The sequence below is a fragment of the uncultured Sneathiella sp. genome (assembly GCF_963973085.1).
Taxonomy (GTDB): domain Bacteria; phylum Pseudomonadota; class Alphaproteobacteria; order Sneathiellales; family Sneathiellaceae; genus Sneathiella.
Genome location: NZ_CAXAXA010000006.1, coordinates 122,227 through 146,208, shown reverse-complemented (window position 1 = coordinate 146,208; position 23,982 = coordinate 122,227). Strand labels below are relative to the sequence as shown.

The following is a 23,982-nucleotide window of genomic DNA, read 5'->3' as shown; positions in this document are numbered from 1 at the left end:
ACTGAAATCTTTCAAAAATTTCGAAAATCAGGGGTTATTCGGTCCCAGCGATGGGCCGCAATCCTGAAGGTCGGTGGCTTCCGGGTCCTCTTTGGCGGGTTCATTCTCGTCCTCCTCGCCTTCACTATAGGCGGGCGGCTCGTCATTGATCCATTCTTCGGTTTCCGGGTTGAGGGTGGCAACAACGCCACCGACACGAACCGGCATGGCGACGAAGGCTCCTTGCTCATCCATCGGCGTGGCCGGGGATTTATACATCCGATAGATGGCAAAGAAACCTATGGCAATATGGCCTACCGCCAGCCAGCCGAAGAAGACATAACTCCCCAACAGCGACATCAGCGGACCGACGATGATCGGGCCGAAAATCGCGCCGCAACCATTGACGAGAATAAGGCCGCTGCTCGCCGCCACCATTTTGTCGACTTCGATATGGTCGTTTGTATGGGCGATACAGAGTGAGTAAAGCGGTACCGAAAATCCGCCGAACAGCCCGACACTCAGAAGGAACAGCAGGAAGCTCCCGGTTTCCCCGGCATAGAGCGCCAGAACGGCCGCCGCGCCGCTTAGCATGGTTGTCACCATTAGGATCAGGCGTCGGTCAAACCTGTCCGACAGCCGCCCGACGGGCCATTGCAATAACACGCCGCCCATGATTGTCACGCTGATGAAGCTGGAAATCTGGGCAACAGACAGTCCGATATTATCGCCATACACCGCCCCCAGGCCATAGAACGCGCCGCCGGTGACGCCTTGTCCGAACATGCCGACCATGCCAAGCGGGGAAATCTTGTAGAGTTCCTTGAGTTTGAGCCGGGCACTGGCGGTGAAATTGGGCGCCGCGTTGGCCGTCAGCGCCATCGGGATCAGGGCGAGGGAAATCAGCACTGAAATAAAGATAAATAGCGTATATCCCCCGGGATCGGCAAGGTTGAGGAAAAGCTGTCCGACCGCCATGCCGCCCATCATGATGATCATATAGACCGAGAGAAGCTGCCCGCGCGTCTTGTTCGTCGCCGCATCGTTGAGCCAGCTTTCACAGACGATATAGAGTCCGGCAAAGGCAAATCCTGTCATAAGCCTCATGACGCCCCAGACGATCGGGTCCACGAAGACGACATACATCAGCGCCGCTGAGGAGGCGAGCGAGGCCAGAGCCGCAAACACGCGCACATGACCGACATTCGCAAGAATCTTCGGAGTGACGATGGAACCCAATAGGAATCCGAGATAGTAGCCGGACATGACGAAACCGGTGATCGCGGCGGGAAATCCCTCCAGCGATGCACGGATACCGACAAGGCTGATTTGCAGGCCGTTGCCGACCATCAGCAGGCCCAGCCCCAGCAAAAGAGGCCATGAATTTCTCACCGCAGCATACATCGTACTTCGTCCGCTACAAAAGGGTTCGCGTAAAGCCCGCTTTGATCACATCTGCCAGCAGTTGCCAATCAAAAAACGACACATCCTGTTCTGATAATGAATGTCAGGGTTTTTCTTTACGCAGAAGGAATTCCCGGCCGACTTTGACGCCCGGGACGCCGTCGTAAGAAATGATATCCGCCGTCGCATAAGTCTCCGGCCAAATCTCCGGCAGGAACGATCCCGTGCCGATCACATCGATGGGCGCTTTCATGTTGCCCATGGTCCGGCACTTCTCCGGCGAGAAGCCGGAGGACGCGACAATCTTCACCTTGTCGAAGCCGGCCTCATCCAGCTTTTCGCGCATCAGATAGATGGCTGCCGCCGAGACTCCGGTCCCGACCAGCCACTTCAGTTCCTGCTCCGAGCGATACTGGCGGATGCCGCGCGGCATGTGCCGTTCCAGCACCGCATAGGAAGTCGCGGGGTCAAGCCCCTCGATAAAGCGACCGCCATGGGTGTCAATGCGAACGGACACCCGGCCCTCTGCCGCCATTTCGGGAAACCGGTGACAGGTCGCCAATGCGTCGGTAATTTCCTTGCCGTAATAATCGACAAGGACTGTCAGCGGATTGTCCGGAAAGCTTTCATGGAACATTTCCGCAGCACGAACGGTGCTGCCCGCATAGCCGATAAGGGCGTGAGGCATGGTGCCCAAGCCGAATTCATTGCCGAAATAATGCGCCGTCGCGTTATTGGCGTTGCCGATAAAACCAAGGGCCCCCAGCTCCCTTACCACGGCGCGGCTGCCGACGGAGGCGGCATAGGCCATCAACTCTGCCATTTCCGACCCGGCGCAATGACGGGCGTCCATGGCGAGAAAATATGTTTCCGGCATGTGGGAGCACATGGCATAGGCGTTATAGGCCGCGACACAGGCCGACCCCAGCTTTTGCAAGTAAAGCGTTTCCAGATCGACAAGGTCGTGGAAACTGCCGGTGATATAGACAAGCGGTTCGCCGGCGCCGACCCAGTCTCCCTCCTCGAAGCAGGGTTCTATCTGGAAACTATGGCCCCGCATTTTCGCGATGCCTTCCAGCCAGTCCAGCATCAGGCGCGGGCAGAAGATAACCGGACGTCGCATGAAAACAGCGTAAGTTACTGTTTTATCGCCAAATTTCCCGATGACGCGCTTGGTCTTGTTAAAGTACTGATCCGTATGGTCAGCGATGGAGCTGTCCACCGTCTCCCGCTTGTCAACTGGCGTCTGGCTTGTCATGTCCCTGTCAGGTTACGAGGCAGCTGCGATAGCGGCGCCGTTTCCTCTTTCCTTCTTGATCATTTCGGAAATCAGGAACGCAAGTTCCAGCGCCTGGTTGGCATTAAGCCGCGGATCGCAGGCCGTATGGTAGCGATCGCTGAGGCCCTCTTCCGTCACCTCGAACGCGCCACCGATGCATTCGGTAACGTTTTGGCCTGTCATCTCGAAATGGACGCCGCCCGCATAGGTGCCTTCCGCCTGGTGCACATCGAAGAACTGCCGCACTTCGGTCAGGATACGATCAACCGGTCGGGTTTTGTAACCGGTTGAGGACTTGATCGTATTGCCATGCATCGGATCGCAGGACCAGACAACCGTCCGCCCTTCCCGTTCGACTTTCCGGATCAGATCGGGCAGATGTTTCTCCACATTGTCAGCGCCGAAGCGGCAGATGACCGTCATCCGGCCCGCTTCATTCTTCGGGTTGAGCGTATCGATCAGCCTGAGCAGGCCATCCGCGGTCTGTGTCGGGCCGGCCTTGACACCGATCGGATTGGCGACGCCGCTCAGGAATTCCACATGCGCTTCATCGGGATCGCGGGTGCGATCGCCGATCCACAGCATATGAGCCGAGGTGTCATAGTAATCGCCGGACGTGCTGTCCACGCGCGTCAGGCATTGCTCGTAGGGCAGCAACAGCGCCTCATGCGAGGTGTAGAAATCTGTCCGGCCCATTTCCGGGGTGTTGACCGATGTCACGCCGCATGCCTCCATGAAGGCGAGTGCATCATGAATGCGGTCGGCCATTTCCTGATAACGGGCGCCCTGCTTGCCGCTGGCGACGAAGCCCATGTTCCAGCTATGGACCTGATGCAGATCGGCATAACCGCCTTGTGCAAAGGCGCGCAGCAGATTGAGCGTCGAGGCTGCCTGCGAATAGGCTTTCAGGAGGCGCGCAGGATCCGGCACGCGGGCTTCCTCGGTGAAATCAAACCCGTTGATGATGTCGCCGCGGTAGCTTGGTAGTTCGACGCCATTCTGCGTTTCCGTGTCCGCAGAGCGCGGTTTCGCGAACTGACCGGCGAGACGGCCAACTTTGACAACCGGGCAATTGGCACCGAACGTCAGGACAACCGCCATCTGCAACAATACCTTGAAGGTATCGCGGATGGTGTTCGGATGGAATTCCGCGAAACTTTCGGCGCAGTCTCCGCCCTGAAGCAGGAATGCCTGCCCCGATGCCACTGCCGCGAGCTTTTTCTTAAGGCTTCTCGCCTCACCTGCAAAGACGAGGGGCGGAAAGGATGTCAGTTCATTTTCCACTGCGCCAAGCGCGTCGAGATCCGGATAGGTCGGCAGCTGGCGGGCGTTTTTGTGTCTCCAGCTGTCAGGGGTCCAGGATTTAGTCATCTCGATATTCCTCAAAATTAGTTTCGCTTCATTAACGCTATTATCTACAGCCTTTTACCGTTTTCGCAATCCATAACCAGCCATTTAATGGATAAATGACCAAAAAACAGGCTTAAATCATACGTATACGGTAAAAATCGGACGAGATTACGCCGCCACAAAGGTCTTCCGCATGGTCACGATTTCTTCCGCAAGCGAGGGGTGAACGCCGACGGTTGCGTCAAATTGTGCCTTTGTCGCCTTGCATTTGAGGGCAATGCCGACGGACTGAATGATCTCCGCCGCGTCGCCTCCGACAATATGCACACCGATGACAACATCTGACTTCTGATCGACGATCAGCTTGACGAACGCCTTCTCGGTTCCGCCGGTCAGGGTCATCTTCATCGGACGGAATTCCGATTTATAGATATCCACTTCGCCATATTTCTCCCGCGCCTCGGCCTCCGTCAGCCCGACGGTGCCGACCTGCGGCTGGGAAAAGACGGCCGAGGGGACATTTTCGTGATCCGCCGCGCTCGGGCGATCGCCAAAAACAGTCTCGGCGAAGGCCATGCCCTCATGAATGGCAACCGGCGTGAGCGCGATCCGGTCCGTCACGTCGCCGACCGCGTAGATATTATCGACAGAAGTCTGAGATTGCGCCGACACCTTCACCGCGCCATTTTCCTTGAGCTCGACCCCGACATTTTCAAGGCCGAGATCGGCGGTGTTGGGTCTGCGGCCCGTGGCATACATGATCGCGTCTGTCTCCAGCACATCTCCATCCTCCAGCGTGACTTTCAGGCCGCTGTCGGTTTTCTCGATCTTTGCCGGATTGGAATGGGTGCGCAGGTCGATACCTTTTTTCTGCAATTCGGCGGCGAGGAAATGCTGCACATCCGCATCGAAGCCGCGCAGGATCTGGGTGCTGCGGTAGAGCTGGATTACGTCCGCCCCGAGACCGTTGAAAATCCCGGCGAACTCGACGGCAATATACCCGCCGCCGACAACGATGACCCGTTCGGGAAATTTCTCAAGATGCAGCGCCTCGTTTGAGGAGATGGCATGCTCGATCCCCGGGACGTCCGGCATCACAGGAGAGCCGCCGGTGGCAATCAGGATGTATTTCGCGGTCACCGACTTATCGCCCACGCGCACGGTATTCTTATCAATGATCGTCGCCCGCGCCTGATAGAGCGTGACATTATTATCATCGAGAATGCCGTGATAGATGCCATTCAGTCGGTCGATCTCCTTGTCCTTGTTGGCAATCAGCGTTTCCCAGGAATGGCTTACGTCGCCGACGGACCAGCCATAGGCGGCGGCATCCTCGAAATCCTCCGAGAAATGGCTGGCATAGACCAGCAGCTTCTTCGGCACGCAGCCCCGGATGACGCAGGTTCCGCCGACGCGAAATTCCTCGGCGATGGCAACTTTCGCGCCGAGGCTTGACGAGATGCGAGACGCGCGGACACCACCGGAGCCGGCCCCGATGACAAACAGATCGTAATCGAATTCCACTTTATAACTTCCTCTGTCAGACGCCGGTCACGGCATCGGGTTTCTGCGGCCCCGGATAATATGGCGGCGCTTAGCTGTTGATGCCACCGATACACATGTATTTGATCTCCAGATAGTCTTCAATACCGTATTTCGAGCCTTCGCGGCCAATGCCGGACTGCTTGACGCCGCCGAACGGCGCGACCTCGGTCGAGATAATACCGGTGTTGATGCCGACGATGCCATATTCCAGCGCCTCGCCGACCCGCCAGATGCGGCCGATATCGCGGGCACAGAGATAGGCGGCCAGGCCGAATTCCGTATCATTCGCCATCCGGATGACATCGGCCTCGTCCTTGAAGGTGAAAATCGACGCCACGGGACCGAAGGTTTCCTCTTTCGCGACCTTCATGTCTTGCGTGACACCGGTCATGACCGTGGGTTCGAAGAAGGTCTGGCCGAGCGAATGGCGATGGCCGCCGAGTTCAAGTTTCGCGCCCTTGTCGAGGGCATCCTTGATATGGTTCTCGACCTTTTCGACCGCCGCCTCGGTGATCAGCGGACCTTGCGCCACGCCCTCTTCCAGGCCATTGCCGACTTTCAGCCCTTTCGCCTTTTCCGTTAGTTTTTTAACGAACGCGTCATGGATCCCTTCCTGTACATAAATCCGGTTGGCGCAGACGCAGGTCTGCCCGGCGTTGCGGTATTTAGACGCCATCGCCGCCTCCACCGCCTCATCGAGATTGGCGTCATCGAAGACAATGAAGGGCGCATTGCCGCCAAGCTCCATGGAGGTTTTCTTGACCGTGCTCGCGCATTGCTCCATCAACAGCTTTCCAACCCGGGTCGAGCCGGTGAACGTCAGCTTGGTTACAATGGGATTGGACGTCATTTCCTTGCCGATTTCAGACGAGTCGCCTGTCACAACGCCAAGGATCCCGGCGGGAATGCCCGCCCGCTCCGCCAGCACAGCCATTGCGAAAGCTGAATAGGGCGTGAGTTCCGACGGCTTGATCACCATCGGACAGCCAGCGGCAAGCGCCGGGGCGGCCTTTCGCGTGATCATGGCAATCGGGAAGTTCCAGGGCGTAATCGCCACCGTCACGCCAATCGGTTGCTTGATGACGACAATGCGTTTGTCGCTCTGATGTTCGGGGATGGTGTCGCCATAGATGCGTTTTCCCTCCTCGGCGAACCATTCGATGAAGGAGGCCGCATAGGCCACCTCGCCTTTTGCCTCGGCGAGCGGCTTGCCCATCTCGACGGTCATGATCTTGGCGAGGTCGTCGGTCGCCTCCAGCATCAGGTCATGCCATTTGCGCAGAATGTTCGCCCGCTCCTTCGCGGTTTTGCCCGCCCAGCCCGGCATGGCGTCTTTCGCGGCCTCAATCGCGCGGCGGGTCTCGGGGACACCCATATCCGGCACAGTACCGATCACGTCGCCAGTGGCCGGATTAATGACATCGATTTTGCCTCCGCCATCCGCGTCGCACCAGTTGCCGGCCACAAGTCCCTGCATTCTCAGCAGATCGGGATCCTTCAGGTTGAGGGGATTGGTATTGTTGTCCAGCATAACGGCTCCTTTTGGTTGGCTTTCTCATATGCGTTTCCCGATTTTCCGGGACGCGAGAGAAAGCGGAGTTTATGCCTGTTTATGTATGAGTCAATCTTCCATCCTCAATCCTTTTTTCGCGTTCAGGTTAAGAGTCATGTTGAAACTCGTGACAAGGCCCCGTATCTTCCTCGCGAATGATCCTTATGGATTTATCAACATATGCCGGAAGCGGCCCGGGGGATTTGTGGCAAGCGGATCAAAAAAAGTCATTTACGCGGCACTTATCGGCAACTCGCTCATCGCGGTGTCGAAGTTCACGGCGGCTTTCTTCACCGGCAGCTCGGCGATGCTGAGTGAGGGCGTGCATTCGCTGGTCGATACGGGAAACCAGGTCCTGATGCTGCACGGGCTCAAAAAAGCGGCGAAAAAGCCAGACAAGCAGCATCCTTTCGGCTACGGGATGGAGCTATATTTCTGGGCCTTCGTTGTCGCCATCCTGATTTTCGCGCTCGGCTCTGGCATTTCCCTCTATGAGGGGATCAAGCATATCCGCAATCCCGAAGTGATCACTGACCCGACATGGAACTATGTGGTGCTCGGCCTTGCTATTATCTTCGAGGGCTGGGCCTGGACTGTTGCCTATCTTGAATTCAACCGCATCCGGGGCACGCGTGGCCTGTGGCAGGAAGTGCGGCACAGCAAGGATCCGACGATCTTCACCATCCTGTTCGAGGATACAGCCGCGATGCTCGGCCTGGTCACCGCGCTTGTCGGCATTTTCCTGGCGCAGTATCTCGGGATACCGGAGCTTGACGGCGTTGCTTCCGTCGTGATTGCGGCGATCCTCGCGGCCGTCGCAGTCCTGCTCGCCATCGAATGCAAGGGGCTACTGATCGGCGAAAGTGCGGGCGGGAATGTCACCGAGGGGATCGAGCAGATCATCGGCAACGATGCCCGCATCGTCAGCCTGAACGAGTTGCTGACCATGCATATGGGGCCGACCGATATACTGGTGAATCTCAGTCTCGATTTTTCCGACGCCCTTGACTCCGTCGAGGTCGAGGCTGCCATCAGTGATTTCGAAACCCAGATCAAGCAGCAGTTCCCTAACGTCAAGCGCGTGTTTATTGAAGCCCAGAATTTTACCGCGCACCGCAAATCCATTGCCCCCTGAAATGACAAACAACGTGGTGTATATGCGTAAAATTGAAGAACAGAAGCGTTCTGATAATTTTCGCAAGGTGATCCGTGAAAGCGTCACCTCTGCGACTGACTTCGAGACCGATACTGTCCGCTCGCTGTACCAATGGTGGGAAGGCTTTCATCCAGAGTTGCCTCAGCGTGCCGACTTCGAGATATCAAAACACTGGAAAATTGCCTCGTCGCTCTATCTTCTTGAGGTGCTGGGACCGGGGAGATATCTTACCCGTCTGAACGGAGAGACCGTGGTGGATATCGTTGGGACTTCCCTGCGCGGGCATGAGATCACGCAGCAGGACCCGCTGCCCGAAATCCGGCTGTTGTCGGACTATCTCGATACCCTTGTCGCTGGCAAGACGGCACGGCGCTGTTCCGGTGTTGCCGATGTTTTTGGAAAGCAGTATCTGACGTTCGAAACCGTTGATTGCCCGCTTACCAACGCGACGGGTGACATCAGTTTCATTATCGGGGCGATGTCCCTTACCAGTTAAGATTCGCCTACACTGCACGCCCGTGAAGCAGAAAACAGGGAATTACTTGTTCCCGGCATTTAAAAATAGGCTTGATTTCTGTCCGGCAAGGTTTCAGAATTAGATAAATCTGTTTGAAACTGTTGATCTGGCAAGGCGTATTTACGGGCCCACATCACCAGACAGTCCGGGGCCCGGTCGTTGCGCATTGCTGCAGGAAGACAAGCTGGGCTCTCTTCAACGAGTTTATTTTTCAGTTGCAAGGGAACATATACGCCGCAGGAGCGTTATAATATCAGCATAGTCTTTGGCCGGACATGACGGGAGTTGATATGATACTTTTATCTCAAATCCTCAAACGCCTGATCAAGCAGGGCGCGCTCACGGTGATTGATCCGGAGGGGCGTGAAATCCTTTTTGACAGTGGCAATCCCGGTCCATCCGTCAAAATGCGCCTGCATACCAAAGCCGTCACCCGCAAGCTTGCCCTCTTCCCCAAGCTGTATCTGGGGGAAGCCTATATGGATGGCGACCTTACCCTTGAAGATGGCAACATTTATGACCTGCTGGATTTGTTTACCCGGAATATCGGCTGGGGCAAGCGTAATCCGCTGATCAGTTTTGGCGATTTCGCCTATCGCTTTTACTGGTTCTTCAACCAGTTCAACCCGAAAAGCCGTTCGCTCAAGAATGTCGCCCATCATTATGACCTGAGCGATGATTTTTATGACCTGTTCCTGGATGAGAACCGGCAGTATTCCTGCGCTTACTACAAGACTCCGAATGACAGTCTGGAACAGGCGCAGGTCCAGAAGATGGCGCATATCGCCGCCAAACTTGCGTTGAAGCCGGGGCAGAAAGTGCTGGATATCGGCTGCGGTTGGGGCGGCATGGCCCGCTTTCTCGCCGAGAATGCAGATGTGAAGGTCACTGGTGTCACGCTTTCTAAAAACCAGCTTGGCTATGCAAGCGAAAAGGCCAGGCAGACGGGCCTTTCGAACAAGGTCGATTATCGCCTCACCGATTACCGGGATGTCACCGAAAAATTCGACCGCATCGTCTCCGTCGGCATGTTCGAGCATGTGGGCGTGCCGCATTACAAACAGTATTTCAAGAAAGTAAAATCCATCCTGACCGATGACGGCGTCGCCCTGATCCATACCATCGGCACCGCAGACGGCCCGTCACCGACCAATCCGTGGATACAGAAATACATCTTCCCTGGCGGCTATATCCCGCCCTTATCGGAAGTAACCCCGGCGATTGAGAAAGCCGGGCTGTATGTGACCGATGTTGAAATTCTGCGTGTGCATTACGCGGAGACATTGCGCGACTGGCGCAAGCGCTTCATGGAGAAGCTCGAAACAGTGCGCGAGATTTATGATGACCGGTTCTGCCGGATGTGGGAATTCTATCTCGCCGCCAGCGAGGTTTCCTTCCGCAACAGCGGGCTTGTCGTGTTCCAGATACAGCTCTCGAAACGTCTCACCGACCTGCCGCTAACGCGCGACTATATTCACGAGGTCGAGGAAAAGGAACTCAATCCCGCCCGTGTCGCCGCAGAATAGCTCCGCCTGCCCTGCCATAGGGCGTTAATTTATCGGCAGTAACGAGGGAACTAATTCTTCCGTTAAACGTTGAGTTTAATGAGGAGAAAGGAGTTCCCAATGGAGCGTGCCCCACTAAACATTGAAGACGTCATTGATGGCATCTCGTTTCCCGCCGAAAAGGTCGATATCATCGCCTATGCGGCGGATCAGGACGCCGGACCGGAGGCCATGAACCTGCTGCGGGCGATGCCGGCCGGAGGCTACAACAGCATGGAGGAAATCAACGCGGCGCTGGGCCTGATCGAAGAGGAACCCGGTCAGATGAACCTGTGGCCATCGAAAAAGGCGCGCTAACGGAGAAGGAGAGAGTGATGAAGGAAAAGGATGTTGACGAGGCCCTGGACGAATCCTTTCCGGCCAGCGATCCGCCGTCCTGGTCACCGGGAACAGCGCATCCGGAAGCGGAGCCACGGCCGCCGCAGCATCAGGATCATCAACCCGGCGACGAGAGCAAGATGACGCCAGCCCCGGAATCCTTCATGCGTCATTACAAGGCGGCCGGAAAGCTGGAGGGGCGGATTGCCCTGATCAGCGGTGGCGACAGTGGCATCGGCCGCGCCATCTCCATCGGTTTCGCCAAAGAAGGCGCAGATATCGCCTTTATCTATCTCGATGAAGAGGACGACGCAGCGGAGACCGTCCGCCATATTAATGCAGAGGGCCGAAAGGCACTCGCCATCAAGGGCGATATTGCGGACCGCCAGTTTTGTATAAACGCTGTTAAATGTACCATCAAAACCCTTGGCGGGCTTAATATCCTCGTGAATAACGCGGCGGAACAACATGTCCAGGAAAGGCTTGAGGATATTTCGGAAGAGCAGCTTCGCCGGACGTTCGATACCAATTTCTTCGGCCTCTTTTTCCTCACCCAGGCCGCCCTGCCGCATCTGAAGGAGAAGGATTGCATCATCAATACCGCCTCTATCGTCGCCTATCGCGGGAAGGATGTGCTGATGGATTATGCGGCAACCAAGGGGGCTATTGTCGGCCTGACCCGCTCCCTCGCGTCCAACCTGACGGAGAGGAACATCCGTGTGAATGCGGTCGCGCCGGGACCGATCTGGACGCCGCTCATCCCGGCCTCTTTCGACGCCGAGCAGGTAACCGAATTCGGTGAAAGTTCGCCTATGGGCCGCGCGGGACAGCCCGACGAAGTCGCGCCGAGCTATATCTTCCTTGCCTCCGACGACGCCAGCTATATCACTGGCCAGGTCATCCATCCCAATGGCGGCACCGTCATCGGCGGATAGGAATTAATGCTGCCGTAAAGCCTTCCCCTACTCCACCGTGACGGATTTGGCGAGGTTGCGGGGCTGGTCCACGTCGGTGCCCTTCAGGACAGCGACGTGATAGGCCAATATCTGCACCGGGATCGCATAGAGGATCGGCGCGACGAACGGGTCTACCGTCGGCAGCTCGATGGAGCCAAGCGCACGGTCACCGAGTTGCTTGATCCCTGCGGCATCAGACATGAAAATCACCCGCGCGTTCCGGGCCATTACTTCCTGCATGTTGGAGGCCGTCTTCTCGAAATAAGGATCGCTCGGCGCCACCACGATGACCGGCACCAGCTCGTCGATGAGCGCGATGGGCCCGTGCTTGAGTTCGCCCGCCGCATAGCCCTCCGCATGGATATAGGAAATCTCTTTCAGCTTCAGCGCTCCTTCGAGAGCGATGGGATAACCCGTGCCACGGCCGATATAGAGCACGTCCCGCGCCTCGAAAATCGCTTCGGCAAGCGCCTTGATATTCTCGTCCCCGTCAAGGATTTCGGCGGCCCGCGCCGGCACCTCGGAAAGCGCCGCGCAGAGCCGCGCCTCTTCTGCGTGGTCGATGACCCCGCGCTTCACCCCGGCATCGATGGCAATACAGGCGAGCGTCACCAGCTGACAGGTGAAGGCCTTGGTCGAGGCCACGCCGATTTCCGGACCGGCCTGGGTATGGAAGACGAAATCCGACTCCCGGCCCATAGAGCTTTCCTCGACATTAACGATGGAGGCGATATGCTGGCCATGCTCCTTGGCGTATTTCAGCGCCGCGAGGGTATCCGCCGTCTCCCCGGACTGGGAGATAAAGAGCGCCAGCCCGCCTTTTTTCAGCGGCATCTGCCGGTAGCGGAATTCCGACGCGATATCCACCTCCACATTGAGATCGGCAATCCCCTCGAACCAGTATTTCGCGATCATCCCCGCATAGAAGGAGGTGCCGCAGGCGACAATGGTCATTTTTGGCAGATCGTTCCAGTCAAACGGAAGATCAGGGAGCGTGATGGTCCGGCTTTTCGGGTTGAAGAAGCTGTTCAGAGTCTCCCCCATCACCGCCGGCTGCTCGGCGATTTCCTTCATCATGTAGTGGCGATGGTTGCCCTTGCCGAGCATCGCCCCGGAAAGCTGCGTTTGCTTGATCGGACGTTCGACCTTGGTATGAGTCTTGTCATAGAAGGTTGCGCCGTCGCGGGTGAGGACGGCACAGTCATCTTCTTCAAGATAAGAAATCTTGAGCGTGAGCGGCGCCAATGCCAGCGCATCGGAGCCGAGGAACATCTCCCCGTCGCCCCAGCCGACCGCCAGCGGCGCGCCGCGCCGCGCGCCGATCATCAGGTTGTCATGGCCCTTGAAGATCACGGCGAGCGAGAACGCGCCATGGAGGTTTTTAAGCGCCTCGGTCATCGCCTCTTCGGGCGTCATCCCGTCATCGAGGAAGCTGGTAATCAGCTGCGCCGCAATCTCCGTATCCGTTTCAGATTCAAAGACATAACCCTTTTTGCTCAGCCGCTCCGCCAGTTCCCGGTAATTCTCAATAATGCCGTTATGGACGAGCGCGATCTGCTGGGTCATATGCGGATGGGCGTTGACCTCGTTCGGTACGCCATGGGTCGCCCAGCGGGTATGGCCAATCCCGGCAAGACCGGAAAGCCCATCCGTTTTCAGCACTTTTTCGAGATTTTCGAGTTTGCCTTCCGCGCGACGGCGATCGATCCCGTCCTTGGTTAGCGTCGCGATCCCGGCGCTGTCATAGCCGCGATATTCAAGGCGCTTCAGCCCGCCGACTAACGACGGCACCACATCCTGTTTGCCGAGAACCCCGATAATTCCACACATATTTCGCGTACCTTATAATAAAAACAATATAGTAGCGTTATTTCGTAACTTTTTTCTTTAAGTCACGGAACCGCTTAGCCCAGCCGGCTTTCTGTTTCTCATCGGCCCGTTCTATCCCGAGGGCGTCGGCCTCGACATTCTTCGAGATGGTGCTGCCCGCGCCGATAATGGCCCCGTCGCCGATCTTTACCGGCGCGACAAGCGCAGTATTGGAGCCGATGAAGGCCCCCGCCCCGATATCGGTCTTGAACTTGTCATAGCCGTCATAATTGCAGGTGATCGTGCCGGCGCCGATATTCGCCTCTGCGCCCACGCGGGCATCGCCGATATAGGAGAGATGGCTGACTTTCGCGCCGCTCTCAAGCCGGGATTTCTTGATCTCGACGAAATTGCCGATTTTCACATTGTCGGCGATCTCGGCGCCCGGGCGCAGCCGAGCAAATGGACCAATCTGCGAATTCTCACCGATGGTTGTCCCTTCCAGATGGCTGTAGGCCTTGATGCGGACATTATCTCCGACCGTCACCCTGGGTCCGAAGAAGGCGCCGGGCTCGATCACCACATCACGCCCCAGTTTCGTATCATGGCTGAACCAGACGGTCTCGGGATCGATCAGCGTCGCGCCCTCCGTCATCGCCGCCGCACGCCAGCGGTTCTGCGCGATGGCTTCGGCCTCGGCAAGCTGCAGACGGTTGTTGACGCCGAGAAGCTCTTCCTCCTCGCCCTTCACATAGGCGCAAGTGAGACCCTTTTTAATCGCGATCTCGACGATATCGGTCAGGTAATATTCGCCCTTGGCATTCTTGTTATCGACCGCGTTGATCAGATCGGCGAGATGGGCGCCATCGATGGCCATGACCCCGGAATTACAGAGCCGGACGGCGCGTTCTTCCGCGTTCGCGTCGGCAAATTCGACAATGGCGGTGAGGTTACCGCCCGCATCCGTCACCAGCCGGCCATATTCCAGCGGATCAATCGGCTCGAACCCCAGCACGACAACAGCGCAATTCCCGCTTGCGCGGCGTTTCTCGATCATCTTGTGGAGCGTTTCCGCCTCGATCAGCGGGGTGTCGCCATAGAGAATGAGCACATCGCCCGCAAACCCTTCAAGCGCGTCAAGCGCCGCGGCGACCGCATGGCCGGTGCCCAATGCCTCCTGCTGTATGGCAATCTCGGCGGGCGCAACCTCCTCCTGCACGCTTTCCATGGCGGGCGATGTCACGACCACGACTTTGGCCGGATCAAGCGCCCCCACGGTCCCCAGAAGGTGGGAAATCATCGGTCGTCCACCGATTTCATGCATGACTTTCGGCTTGGCCGATTTCATGCGGGTTCCGGCTCCGGCGGCAAGGACAACGGCGGCAATAGAGGTCATTTTACGATACGGCCTTTTTACATACTCACGATTTCGGCTTTAATAACACCTAACCATAGACTAAAAACAAATAAAATAATGTTACCGGATTTTTCAAAAATGCAGAATTTTAGCCTAATTTTCGATCTCGACGGCACACTGGTAGACAGCGCGCCCGACCTTTTCGCCGCGCTCAACTTTTGCCTGAGCCATGCGGGGCGGGAGACGATCGACCTTGACCATGTTCGCCATATGGTCGGCCAAGGCGCGCGGGCGCTGCTGGAAAAAGGGCTGATCAGGACGGGCGGCATGCTGGAACGGGACGAATTTGAGGCGCTCGCCCAGGAATTCTTTCTGTTCTATGAAGATCATCTGAGCGATGCGACCCTACCCTATCCGGGCGTGGTAAACGCGCTTGAGACGTTCCGGGCGGAAAATGTGCCGCTTGCCGTCTGTACAAACAAGCCCGTTGGTTTTGCCCGGAAACTGCTTGATGAGCTGGAGATGAGCCGCTATTTCCGTGCCGTGACTGGCGGCGACAGCTTCAAGATGCGCAAGCCCGCCGCGGGCCATATCACGGGCACGCTCGCCGAGATGGCGCATCGCGGCGATGCTGCCTTCATGATCGGCGATTCCGCCACCGACATCAACGCCGCCCACAACGCCAGCATTCCCTGCATCGCGGTCAGCTACGGCTATACGGAAACCCCGGTCCACGATCTCGGTCCTGACCATATCATCGATCACTTCGATGAGCTGGTTCCGCTGATCCGGCGCCTCACGGAGACCCCGGCCTAATCCCCCTGATAGCGCATTTCCCTGAGGTCGATAATAGCTTCTTCTTTCGGGACAAGGACTGTATTGAAAACCATGCGCCACACTCCCTGAGTGAAAATTTTCAAATAGTATGTCTGTCCTTCCACGACATCCAATGTCAGCGGTTCGTCCACCGCGATAACGTCTGTCCGAAATTCATGCATCCCCGGATCAGTTTGAAAGGTGATATATCCGCCTCGGTTCAATGATCCGACCTGTTGTCCGTTGTCCAAGAATGGTGAGGTTACACCGGATCCCCGGAACTGATCCAAGCGATACACATAAATGAGCGCCTTGCCGGGTTCGGGCTTCAGGTCCGGCGTGGCGGAGCTTTGCTCGGAGAAGGTAGGACCGGTCGCCGTGCAGCCTGCGAGAATGACAAACGCAAGAACGGAAAGAATAGAACGCATAAAAAACACCTGACTGGATTGAGATAGATTATTTTTACTATCGCAATGCGGTGGTCTGCGCAATCTGTAATTTAGTGAACTGCCCTAGTCTTCGCCCTTGAAGATCGGCAGTTTGGCGATTTTCTTACCAGAGGGAATATCGCGGGAGAAGATCCAGTCGGCGATGTCCTTCCAGACGATCGGCGCCTGCAGGTCGCGCATCAGCATATGCCAGCCGTCCTCATAGAAGACGATATCCGTCCCTTCGGGCAGGCGGGCGGCGATTTCCTCTACCGGTTTCTTTGGTACCAGCTGATCATTCGCGCCATAGAGCAGCAGCACAGGCGGGGTAATCTCTTCCGCCACGTCATAGGCGGCATCCATGATCGAGACGAGACCGAAAAGGGAATCGATGCGGGTTTCCTTGATGAACAGCGGATCGGCGCCGAGATTTTGTAGCATCGAGATATTGTCGGAGGCCTGAATGCCCATGCCCTTGCCCGTCAGTGTCGTCTCGGGGAATGTATGCGCCGCCGTCCAGAGCACGGCCTTGTAGAAGATATTGAGGGATTTCCAGCCCCAGACCGCCGGGGCCGAGAGGATGACGCCATCGACCTCCGGAAAGCTGTCCGAGGTGACGGCGGTCATCACTACGGCGCCGCCCATGCTCTCACCGATGAGATAGACAGGCTTGCCGGGATATTTCTCCCGCACTTCGCGGACCATGACGGCGAGATCCTTTACCAGCAGGTCCTGCCCCGGCCAGATGCCGAAATTCGGCGCCTCCCCGAAGCCCCGCTGGTCATAGGCGATGGTGGTCAGCCCCTGCCCCATCCACCAGCTTCCCGGAAAGGCGTAGGTGTTGCTGTAATCATTAAAGCCATGCACGGCGATCAGCACCGCCCGTGTCTCCTCCGCCTCCCATGTCTTGACGGGGAGCCGCATGCCGTCGGCAGTGTCGAGATAACGGTCGTTCAGCATCGGCTCGCCATTTTCCGGTCCGGCCTGCTGCACTACCGGCGAGCAGGACACGGCGAGCAAAAGGGCCGCAAGACTTAGGAACAGGAGGCGCATATGGGACATCATCAACTTTCTTCCAGCAGGGCCGCGACACGCCCGCGCAAATGCGGCACGATCTCGGCCTCGAACCACTCATTTTTCTTCATCCAACCCTGCACCCGCCAGCTCGGATGGGGCAGCGGCAGGATATCGGGCGCATATTGCAAATAGGTGGCAACGGTTTCCGTCAGAGTCTTCTTCCGCCGCTTTCCCAGATAATATTTATGGGCATATTGGCCGACCGCAAGGATAAGCCGCACATTGGGCAGCATCGGGATCAGCGTCGGATGCCAGGTGGCGGCGCATTCGGGCCGCGGCGGGGCGTCGCCGCCCTTGTCCAGCTTGCCCGGATAACAGAAGCCCTGCGGGACAATCGCGAAATTTTCGGGGTTGTAGAAGGTTTCCTTGTCAACATCGAGCCAGTCCCGGAGCCGGTCCCCCGATGGATCATCCCACGGAATGCCGCTTTCATGAACTTTCGTACCCGGTGCCTGCCCCGCGATGAGGACGGGGGCGCGATGATCGGCGACCAGCACCGGACGGGGGCCGAGCGGCAGATGCGCCTCGCACAGGCGGCAGGCGCGGATATCGGTTAGAAGATTGGTTAGCGGTTCGGGATTTTCCGTCATCGGGCGGCTCCCTCGCCTCTAGTGGCAGTGGCGGATGATGTCGTTGAGGCGGGGTGCGTCTCTCAGGCCGGGGCGGTGCAGAAGGACGCCATCTGGAGCCCCTTCCGCCCATCTTTCTTCTATTTTTTCCGTTATGGCAGAGCCCTTTACAAGGCAGACATTCCGTTTCACCTTAACGATAATATCGTCTTCCCCTTGCGGATAGCAGGCCGGGCTGGCGAGGCCGACGTTGTAGTCCAGCATGCCCAGCCAGCAGGCCGCCCGCTCTCCTTCAAGGATCAGAAAGGGATCACTCACCTTTGAAATCGCCCTCTCGTTTATCAAAAAAGGCCGAGATGGCCTCCTCATGGTCCTTGGTGTAATGGGCCAGTGCCTGAAACGAAGCCGACATTTCCAGCAGGCTGTCGAGGCGCATATGCTCCCCTTCGCGCATCAGCTTTTTCGCCATGCGGAGCGAATGCGGCGGGTTGACGGCGATCCGTTTTGCCAGGTCCATGGCGGCGTCCATCAGCTTGCCGTCGTCGACAATGCGCGACACAAGCCCCCAGTCGAGCGCGGTCTCGGCATCGATCATTTCCCCGGTAAAGGTCATTTCCGCGGCGCGGCTGCGGCTGATGACCCGCGGCAGGAACCAGGCCCCGCCATCGCCCGGAATAATCCCGAGACGGACGAAGCTTTCGGCGAAGCGGGCGGAGCTGGCGGCAATGCGGATATCGCACATGCAGGCCAGGTCGAACCCGGCGCCGACCGCCGGACCGTTCACGGCCGCGATGGTTGGTACGTCTAGGTTATAGAAGGACAGCGGTATCTTCTGGATGCCGTGGCGGTAGCCATCCCGGATCTGGGCGGGAGAGCCGGCGAACAGCCCCTCCTTGTCGCGCATATGCTTGACATTACCCCCGGCGGAGAAGGCTTTCCCCGCGCCTGTCAGGATAACACAGCGTACCGAGTTGTCCTTGTTGATCCGATCCGCCGCGGTCAGGAACGCGTCGAAGATTTTATCATCGGAGAGGGCATTGCGCTCCTCCGGCCGATTGATCGTGAGGGTTACGATGCCCTCATCTTGTTTATATATTAATGGTTCAGTCATGACGGACAAGCTACCCAATTGCCCGCAAAATAGGAAGCGGGAAATTGTACTTCAGCGAAGATGGTGTCGGAAAACTTGACAACATTCTAGAATAAGGGGATCGTTGAAAACAATCAGGGGTTCGACCTCAAAAAACAAAAAAGCGATCAAGGACCCCAATGACAGCATCCTCCCGCCCCGCAGATTCCGGTTTTTCCTACAAAGGAATATTCCTTTTCTGCATTGCCATCTTCTTTTTTGCGGTTATGGATACGACTGTCAAATACGCGAATGAGACTTATCCGCCGGTCCAGGTCGTCTGGGCCCGCTATTTTTTCCATACAATCCTGATGGCGGTGATTTTTCTGCCGAAGCACGGCATGCAGCTTATCAGGACCAACCAGTTGAAGATGCAGCTTATCCGCTCCGTTTTTCTGCTGCTCGCGACGGTCTGCTTTTTCACGGCGGTGAAATATGTCCCGCTTGCCGATGCGGCTGCCCTCGGGGCGACGACGCCACTCTTCGTGATTATATTCTCCGTCATCCTCCTCAAGGAGAAAGTCAATGCCCGGCGGTGGGCGGCGGTGATCATTGGCTTTGGCGGCGCCATGATTGTTCTCCGGCCTGGCATGATCGAGGTTCATCCGGCGCTTTTTCTGGTCATCGGAACGTCGATCTTCTATTCACTCTACCAGATCGCCACACGGTTTCTCTCGGGACTGGACAGCCCGGTGACTACCATCACTTATTCCGCGCTGATCGGCACCATCGGTATGAGTTTTGTTGTTCCCTTCTTCTGGGTCATGCCGGATCTCAAGGGCTGGCTTATACTGAGCCTGATCGGCTTTATCGGCGGATTCAGTCACTTTATCATCATCAAGGCATTTGATTACACAGAAGCCTCGACCGTTGCGCCATTCCAATATACGCAGCTCATCTGGCTGGCCTTTTTCGGTTATATCTTCTTCGGGAATTTCCCAGACAATTTCACGATCCTCGGCGCGGCGATCATCGTCGGCAGCGGGCTCTACATTCTCTATCGGGAGCGACAGATCAAGGAGAGCTGAACGGGCGTTCCGAACGGACAGCGGCTCCTGATGATCGATAGCCATAACCCGGAGCCTATCAGTATCCATATGGAAATCATCGGAAAACTTGACATCAATCCGGAATAAGGGGATCGTTTTACAAAAGCGGGAGTAGTTTGGCCCAAAAATAATAATAATAAATTCAGGATACCCCGATGACAGTTATTTCCAACCCGCAGCTCCCCGCCGCCTCTTATCGCGGTATTTTCCTGTTTTGCACGGCGGTGTTCCTGTTCGCGGTGATGGACAGCTTCGCCAAACTGGCCGGGCAGACCTTCAGTCCGCTTCAGGTTGTCTGGGCGCGCTGCTTTTTCCATATCCTGCTGCTGGTGATCTTTCTCGGGCCGTCCCACGGGCTTGAGCTGATCCGGACGAAAAACCTGAAAGTGCAGATAATCCGCTCCATGCTGCTGCTCGGCGCGACGATCTGCATCTTCACGGCGGTGAAATACATCCCGCTCGCCGATGCGGGCGCGATTGCCGCGACCTCACCGCTGTTCGTCATTGTGCTTTCCGTATTGCTGCTGAAGGAGAAAATCAGCGTTCGCCGCTGGGCCGCCGTCGCCTGCGGTTTTGCCGGGGCGATGATCGTGCTCCGGCCCGGCCTCTCGATGGTGCATCCGGCGATGTTCCTGGTAGTGTTGATGTCGCTCTTCTATGCGCTTTACCAACTGACGACGCGCTTCCTCGCCGGGGTCGACAGCTCGGCGACGACCGCCTTCTATTCGGTGCTGGTAGGCACCATCGTTATGAGCTGCGTCGCCCCCTTCATCTGGATCGCGCCGGACCTACAAGGCTGGCTGTTGCTGGCGCTCGTCGGCTTTATCGGCGGGGTCAGCCATTTCATCATGATCGTCGCCTTCAAATATACCGTCGCCTCGACTGTCGCACCGTTCAACTATACGCAGATCATCTGGATGGCGGTCATCGGCTATTTCGCCTTCGGCAACCTGCCGGACGGATTCACCATTCTCGGCGCCGCCATCATCGTCGCCAGCGGCCTCTATATCATCCACCGGGAGCGGGTGAACAAGGAGGCCTAGGCGGTTCTACGGCGCAACAAGCGGGACGCGCAGCAGCATCCCGAATTCCTCGGCGAAATTGACGGAGACGCGGGCATGGACCTTGCCCTGCCGGTCATAGAACCGCCCCGTGTTGCCAATGGGGAAAACGCCTTCATGCCAGATGCTCGGGTGGATATAGAGCCCCTTCGTTCCGTCGCAATAGAAGGAGACGAAATCCTCCGGCTGCACATCATCGCCCGGCAGTGCCAGCGGCACCATGAAGGGCGTCCCGTCCAGCGAATAGAAGAGCTGTCCGCCGTCGGGATGATAATTCGCATGCCAGAGCAGCACCTGATCCTGCTCCCGCGTGGCGACCTTGCTGTCCGCCTCCTCTGGGTTGCGGGACCAGCCGAGAATATAGGTATCCTTCACCGCGTTATTACGGCCCCAGAGGACATCGCCCTCCCACCAGAACTCGAAAATGCCTTCCGCCGTGCCGCCCTGATTTCCGGTTCCCTCATCCACCTTGCGCGAGCCGGAGGTCGGCCAGGTGACAATCTCGATCGGAAAATTCTCGTAATCCTCGACAAGGCAGCCATATCCGTCCAGCGACTCATCGGTGGCAACAATGACCGGCATATCGAGATGCGGTAATTCTTCCGGGATTTCCGGGTTCAGGAAATCCGGCGCGTCGGCGGTGGCAGATGTCAGCATAACTCTTTCCCTATTTGATTTTTAATGATTGTAATCGCTCCCGTCTCAACTGACAAGATTGCCGACAAGTCAAAAAAATCAGGCTTGGAGATTAAGTGTCACTAAAGTCGAGCAATATTGCTGCGCAGGCTTAAATAGATTATTCTAAATTAAACTACTATTCATGATTATACGTATTCGAGGTACCGTGTTGCTATGTCAGATGATGCATTAGTAAAGAATATTGACCGTGATGTTCAGTGGTATGAGGATGATATACCAATTCGTGGATGTCAGCTTACCTTACAGCAAATTAAAGCCGCCTATCGTGAGCTTGCAATTCTCACAAAAAACGAAGGTGAGAAAATCGTCGATTCAATCATAAAGCCAGAAGACGTAAATGAGGAAGAATTCAAAAAGCAAAACGAATTTTTAAAGGATGACGCCTTTCGAATAACAGTCTCAATCGTTGGATTTGACGGTCAAACAACATATGGCAAAACTGAGCAAATATTTGATTCTAATAATCTACCTTTTCCCATCAGAACCATATTTTTCACAAATCAGAATTCCTTCAAAAGATATGCCAACGAGACATTGCCGCCAAATCGTTTTTTGCTTTGGCTCCACTTCGACAAGCCACCGCTGTTTGATCCTAGTCCTGTAGTTTCTGAGCCGACACCGAACGCTAGCAAAGTTGAGATAAGTGCTGAAGATGTAGGGTATTATCGTGCTGTTCAGAAGATAGTGAGTTCTAAGATCAGCTCAAATAGAAAGTGGTATTCATTCCTGCACGAGAAATTTTCTTATGATATAGGTCTTTGGTTTATAGCGTTACCAATCGCACTTTATTGGGTGACAATATTTTCAGATGCCCTTTTCCCTCCTGATGGTAAACTTGCTTCGTTTCATATAGCATTCTTTATTTATGGCTTAGGCCTGTCGCTCCTGATCTACAGAGCACTTTTCTCATATATAAAATGGGCTTTTCCATTGAATATATTAGAGGAAAACAAAGATCGAGCGACGCGGCACCGCATTATACTTGGGGCAATAATGTTCGCCCTAATCGTGTCAGGTATAAAATCTGTGGTTGGCTTGGTCACAGGTTTTTAATTACGAGATTCACGTAACATTCGCGCGCTCGACCACGGCGTGCAGGAGAACGTTGCAGCCGGCCGCGAGATCCTCGGGTGTTGCCTCCTCTGCCTCGTTATGGCTGATGCCATCCTCGCAGGGCACGAAGATCATGCCCGTCGGTGCGACGCGGGAGATGTAGCAGGCGTCATGCCCGGCGCCGGAAATGATTTCCATATGGCTGAAGCCGGCGGTTTCCGCCCCGTTCCGGACCGCATTCACACAGTCCGCATCGAACTCGATCGGCGGGGAATACCAGATTTCCTCGAACGCCATCTCGAAGCCGCCCTCGGTCACGATTTTTTCCGCGAAGCCCCGGAGCTCCGCGTCCATCTTGCTCAAAACCTCGTCCTTCGGGTGGCGGAAATCGACGGTGAAGAAAACCTGCCCCGGGATGGTGTTGCGCGAATTCGGGCTTGACTGGATCATCCCGACGGTGGCGCAGGCGAATGGCTGGTTGTCGAGGCCGATGCGGTTCACTTCCGCGATGATTTTCGACGCCGCGACGAGCGCGTCTTTGCGCCGCGCCATCGGGGTCGGTCCGGCATGCGCCTCCTGCCCCGTAATGGTAATCTCGTACCAGCGTTGACCCTGCGCGCCCATGACGACACCGATGGTCTTTTTTTCATGTTCAAGGATCGGGCCTTGCTCGATATGCGCCTCGAAAAAGGCCTTTATCTCGCGGCCGCCGACCTCCTCCGGGCCTGCATAACCGATGCGTTCCAGCTCCTCGCCCATGGTCTTGCCGTCGATATCGGCGCGGCTCAGCCCGTAGTCGAGATCGAACGCGCCCGCGAACACGCCGGAGGCCACCATGGCCGGGGCGAAACGCGATCCTTCCTCATTCGTCCAGACGGCAACCTCGACCGGATGCTCGGTCGTCACGTCGAAATCATTGAGGGTGCGGAGAACTTCGAGGCCCGCGAGGACGCCATAAACCCCGTCATATTTTCCGCCCGTCGGCTGGGTATCGAGATGCGAGCCCGTCATCACCGGTGGCAGATCATCTCGCGCACCCTCGCGCCGGGCGAAAATATTGCCCATCTTGTCCACCTTGATGGTGCAGCCCGCCTCCTTACACCAGGATGAGAAAAGATCGCGTCCCTCGCGGTCGAGATCGGTGAGCGCAAGGCGGCAGCAGCCCCCTTTCTCCGTCGCGCCGATCTTCGCCATCTCCATCAGGCTCTCCCAAAGGCGATCGGCCTTGACGTTCATATTCTGCATGTTAGTCACCTCCCTGCTTTGGTGTGGATGATTACAGGCACGTCCGAACTTGTCCAGCGTTTCCCCGGA

At 56.6% G+C, this 23,982-nt stretch carries 23 protein-coding genes; 9 read left to right on the top strand and 14 right to left on the bottom strand.

The genetic code is table 11. The features are described from left to right. Window positions 1–27: 27 nt before the first annotated feature. From AACZ19_RS15030 to gabD, 5 genes are all read right to left on the bottom strand, one after another. Entirely contained in the window at window positions 28–1,383 is a 1,356-nt protein-coding gene (locus AACZ19_RS15030) for an MFS transporter (RefSeq protein WP_339635295.1), read from the bottom strand. A gap of 103 nt (window positions 1,384–1,486) precedes the next feature. Continuing rightward, window positions 1,487–2,641 carry a hypothetical protein gene (locus AACZ19_RS15025; protein WP_339635294.1) on the bottom strand — a complete coding sequence of 385 codons (1,155 nt, stop codon included), beginning with the start codon at window positions 2,639–2,641 and terminating at the stop codon, window positions 1,487–1,489. A gap of 12 nt (window positions 2,642–2,653) precedes the next feature. Then, window positions 2,654–4,033, bottom strand: a complete 1,380-nt coding sequence (locus AACZ19_RS15020; RefSeq protein ID WP_339635293.1) for a 3-deoxy-7-phosphoheptulonate synthase class II — start codon at window positions 4,031–4,033, stop codon at window positions 2,654–2,656. A gap of 147 nt (window positions 4,034–4,180) precedes the next feature. Then, window positions 4,181–5,536: a glutathione-disulfide reductase gene (gor, locus tag AACZ19_RS15015; RefSeq protein WP_339635292.1), complete on the bottom strand. Its 1,356-nt coding sequence runs from the start codon at window positions 5,534–5,536 to the stop codon at window positions 4,181–4,183. 70 nt (window positions 5,537–5,606) lie between these two features. After that, window positions 5,607–7,088 (bottom strand): NADP-dependent succinate-semialdehyde dehydrogenase, encoded by a 1,482-nt coding sequence (gene gabD / locus AACZ19_RS15010; RefSeq protein ID WP_339635291.1) that lies wholly within the window; start codon window positions 7,086–7,088, stop codon window positions 5,607–5,609. Window positions 7,089–7,224: 136 nt separating this feature from the next. On the opposite strand from gabD, the gene AACZ19_RS15005 reads away from it, so the two are divergent. The 5 genes from AACZ19_RS15005 (at window position 7,225) to AACZ19_RS14985 (ending at window position 11,600) form a co-directional block, all read left to right on the top strand. Continuing rightward, window positions 7,225–8,244, top strand: coding sequence for a cation diffusion facilitator family transporter (locus tag AACZ19_RS15005; RefSeq protein ID WP_339635290.1), 1,020 nt, complete (start codon window positions 7,225–7,227; stop codon window positions 8,242–8,244). 22 nt (window positions 8,245–8,266) lie between these two features. Then, window positions 8,267–8,761: a PAS domain-containing protein gene (locus tag AACZ19_RS15000; RefSeq protein ID WP_339635289.1), complete on the top strand. Its 495-nt coding sequence runs from the start codon at window positions 8,267–8,269 to the stop codon at window positions 8,759–8,761. A 311-nt stretch (window positions 8,762–9,072) separates the two neighbouring features. Continuing rightward, on the top strand, window positions 9,073–10,308 hold the full coding sequence (locus AACZ19_RS14995) for a cyclopropane-fatty-acyl-phospholipid synthase family protein (protein WP_339635288.1): 1,236 nt from the start codon (window positions 9,073–9,075) through the stop codon (window positions 10,306–10,308). Window positions 10,309–10,407: 99 nt separating this feature from the next. Next, window positions 10,408–10,644 carry a DUF2795 domain-containing protein gene (locus tag AACZ19_RS14990; RefSeq protein WP_339635287.1) on the top strand — a complete coding sequence of 79 codons (237 nt, stop codon included), beginning with the start codon at window positions 10,408–10,410 and terminating at the stop codon, window positions 10,642–10,644. 17 nt (window positions 10,645–10,661) lie between these two features. Then, entirely contained in the window at window positions 10,662–11,600 is a 939-nt protein-coding gene (locus AACZ19_RS14985) for an SDR family oxidoreductase (RefSeq protein WP_339635286.1), read from the top strand. 27 nt (window positions 11,601–11,627) lie between these two features. Here the strand turns inward: AACZ19_RS14985 and glmS are convergent, their stop codons facing one another. Together glmS and glmU are read right to left on the bottom strand one after the other, a co-directional pair. After that, on the bottom strand, window positions 11,628–13,451 hold the full coding sequence (glmS, locus tag AACZ19_RS14980; protein ID WP_339635285.1) for a glutamine--fructose-6-phosphate transaminase (isomerizing): 1,824 nt from the start codon (window positions 13,449–13,451) through the stop codon (window positions 11,628–11,630). 37 nt (window positions 13,452–13,488) lie between these two features. Continuing rightward, window positions 13,489–14,826: a bifunctional UDP-N-acetylglucosamine diphosphorylase/glucosamine-1-phosphate N-acetyltransferase GlmU gene (glmU, locus tag AACZ19_RS14975; RefSeq protein ID WP_339635284.1), complete on the bottom strand. Its 1,338-nt coding sequence runs from the start codon at window positions 14,824–14,826 to the stop codon at window positions 13,489–13,491. A 99-nt stretch (window positions 14,827–14,925) separates the two neighbouring features. Between glmU and AACZ19_RS14970 the strand changes: the two genes are divergently transcribed. Further along, on the top strand, window positions 14,926–15,603 hold the full coding sequence (locus tag AACZ19_RS14970) for an HAD family hydrolase (RefSeq protein WP_339635283.1): 678 nt from the start codon (window positions 14,926–14,928) through the stop codon (window positions 15,601–15,603). Here AACZ19_RS14970 and AACZ19_RS14965 read toward each other — a convergent pair. The 5 genes from AACZ19_RS14965 to AACZ19_RS14945 form a co-directional block, all read right to left on the bottom strand. Next, window positions 15,600–16,031 carry a DUF2846 domain-containing protein gene (locus AACZ19_RS14965; RefSeq protein WP_339635282.1) on the bottom strand — a complete coding sequence of 144 codons (432 nt, stop codon included), beginning with the start codon at window positions 16,029–16,031 and terminating at the stop codon, window positions 15,600–15,602. The two genes, AACZ19_RS14970 and AACZ19_RS14965, sit on opposite strands and share 4 nt — an antisense overlap. A gap of 84 nt (window positions 16,032–16,115) precedes the next feature. Next, window positions 16,116–17,096, bottom strand: a complete 981-nt coding sequence (locus AACZ19_RS14960) for a lysophospholipase (RefSeq protein ID WP_339635281.1) — start codon at window positions 17,094–17,096, stop codon at window positions 16,116–16,118. Beyond that, window positions 17,096–17,698 carry a uracil-DNA glycosylase family protein gene (locus AACZ19_RS14955; protein ID WP_339635280.1) on the bottom strand — a complete coding sequence of 201 codons (603 nt, stop codon included), beginning with the start codon at window positions 17,696–17,698 and terminating at the stop codon, window positions 17,096–17,098. The genes AACZ19_RS14960 and AACZ19_RS14955 overlap by 1 nt, the downstream gene beginning before the upstream one ends. An 18-nt stretch (window positions 17,699–17,716) precedes the next feature. Beyond that, window positions 17,717–17,995, bottom strand: a complete 279-nt coding sequence (locus AACZ19_RS14950; RefSeq protein ID WP_339635279.1) for a hypothetical protein — start codon at window positions 17,993–17,995, stop codon at window positions 17,717–17,719. Further along, a complete protein-coding gene (locus AACZ19_RS14945) occupies window positions 17,988–18,788 on the bottom strand; it encodes a crotonase/enoyl-CoA hydratase family protein (protein ID WP_339635278.1) in 801 nt (266 codons plus the stop codon). The genes AACZ19_RS14950 and AACZ19_RS14945 overlap by 8 nt, the downstream gene beginning before the upstream one ends. Window positions 18,789–18,946: 158 nt before the next feature. On the opposite strand from AACZ19_RS14945, the gene AACZ19_RS14940 reads away from it, so the two are divergent. Both AACZ19_RS14940 and AACZ19_RS14935 read left to right on the top strand, forming a co-directional pair. Beyond that, window positions 18,947–19,834, top strand: a complete 888-nt coding sequence (locus tag AACZ19_RS14940; protein ID WP_339635277.1) for a DMT family transporter — start codon at window positions 18,947–18,949, stop codon at window positions 19,832–19,834. A gap of 176 nt (window positions 19,835–20,010) precedes the next feature. After that, window positions 20,011–20,898, top strand: a complete 888-nt coding sequence (locus AACZ19_RS14935; RefSeq protein WP_339635276.1) for a DMT family transporter — start codon at window positions 20,011–20,013, stop codon at window positions 20,896–20,898. Between the two features lie 6 nt (window positions 20,899–20,904). Here the strand turns inward: AACZ19_RS14935 and AACZ19_RS14930 are convergent, their stop codons facing one another. After that, window positions 20,905–21,573, bottom strand: a complete 669-nt coding sequence (locus tag AACZ19_RS14930) for an ureidoglycolate lyase (protein WP_339635275.1) — start codon at window positions 21,571–21,573, stop codon at window positions 20,905–20,907. Between the two features lie 195 nt (window positions 21,574–21,768). On the opposite strand from AACZ19_RS14930, the gene AACZ19_RS14925 reads away from it, so the two are divergent. Further along, window positions 21,769–22,668: a hypothetical protein gene (locus tag AACZ19_RS14925; protein ID WP_339635274.1), complete on the top strand. Its 900-nt coding sequence runs from the start codon at window positions 21,769–21,771 to the stop codon at window positions 22,666–22,668. Between the two features lie 9 nt (window positions 22,669–22,677). On the opposite strand, the gene AACZ19_RS14920 is transcribed toward AACZ19_RS14925, so the two are convergent. After that, a complete protein-coding gene (locus tag AACZ19_RS14920) occupies window positions 22,678–23,913 on the bottom strand; it encodes a Zn-dependent hydrolase (RefSeq protein WP_339635273.1) in 1,236 nt (411 codons plus the stop codon). Between the last annotated feature and the right edge of the window lie 69 nt (window positions 23,914–23,982).

Coding starts and splice junctions, on each gene's coding strand:
- AACZ19_RS15030 (WP_339635295.1), bottom strand. CDS start 1,383: ATGTATGCTGCGGTGAGAAATTCATGGCCTCTTTTGCTGGGGCTGGGC.
- AACZ19_RS15025 (WP_339635294.1), bottom strand. CDS start 2,641: ATGACAAGCCAGACGCCAGTTGACAAGCGGGAGACGGTGGACAGCTCC.
- AACZ19_RS15020 (WP_339635293.1), bottom strand. CDS start 4,033: ATGACTAAATCCTGGACCCCTGACAGCTGGAGACACAAAAACGCCCGC.
- gabD (WP_339635291.1), bottom strand. CDS start 7,088: ATGCTGGACAACAATACCAATCCCCTCAACCTGAAGGATCCCGATCTG.
- AACZ19_RS15005 (WP_339635290.1), top strand. CDS start 7,225: ATGTTGAAACTCGTGACAAGGCCCCGTATCTTCCTCGCGAATGATCCT.
- AACZ19_RS15000 (WP_339635289.1), top strand. CDS start 8,267: ATGCGTAAAATTGAAGAACAGAAGCGTTCTGATAATTTTCGCAAGGTG.
- AACZ19_RS14995 (WP_339635288.1), top strand. CDS start 9,073: ATGATACTTTTATCTCAAATCCTCAAACGCCTGATCAAGCAGGGCGCG.
- AACZ19_RS14990 (WP_339635287.1), top strand. CDS start 10,408: ATGGAGCGTGCCCCACTAAACATTGAAGACGTCATTGATGGCATCTCG.
- AACZ19_RS14985 (WP_339635286.1), top strand. CDS start 10,662: ATGAAGGAAAAGGATGTTGACGAGGCCCTGGACGAATCCTTTCCGGCC.
- glmS (WP_339635285.1), bottom strand. CDS start 13,451: ATGTGTGGAATTATCGGGGTTCTCGGCAAACAGGATGTGGTGCCGTCG.
- glmU (WP_339635284.1), bottom strand. CDS start 14,826: ATGACCTCTATTGCCGCCGTTGTCCTTGCCGCCGGAGCCGGAACCCGC.
- AACZ19_RS14970 (WP_339635283.1), top strand. CDS start 14,926: ATGCAGAATTTTAGCCTAATTTTCGATCTCGACGGCACACTGGTAGAC.
- AACZ19_RS14965 (WP_339635282.1), bottom strand. CDS start 16,031: ATGCGTTCTATTCTTTCCGTTCTTGCGTTTGTCATTCTCGCAGGCTGC.
- AACZ19_RS14960 (WP_339635281.1), bottom strand. CDS start 17,096: ATGATGTCCCATATGCGCCTCCTGTTCCTAAGTCTTGCGGCCCTTTTG.
- AACZ19_RS14955 (WP_339635280.1), bottom strand. CDS start 17,698: ATGACGGAAAATCCCGAACCGCTAACCAATCTTCTAACCGATATCCGC.
- AACZ19_RS14945 (WP_339635278.1), bottom strand. CDS start 18,788: ATGACTGAACCATTAATATATAAACAAGATGAGGGCATCGTAACCCTC.
- AACZ19_RS14940 (WP_339635277.1), top strand. CDS start 18,947: ATGACAGCATCCTCCCGCCCCGCAGATTCCGGTTTTTCCTACAAAGGA.
- AACZ19_RS14935 (WP_339635276.1), top strand. CDS start 20,011: ATGACAGTTATTTCCAACCCGCAGCTCCCCGCCGCCTCTTATCGCGGT.
- AACZ19_RS14930 (WP_339635275.1), bottom strand. CDS start 21,573: ATGCTGACATCTGCCACCGCCGACGCGCCGGATTTCCTGAACCCGGAA.
- AACZ19_RS14925 (WP_339635274.1), top strand. CDS start 21,769: ATGTCAGATGATGCATTAGTAAAGAATATTGACCGTGATGTTCAGTGG.
- AACZ19_RS14920 (WP_339635273.1), bottom strand. CDS start 23,913: ATGCAGAATATGAACGTCAAGGCCGATCGCCTTTGGGAGAGCCTGATG.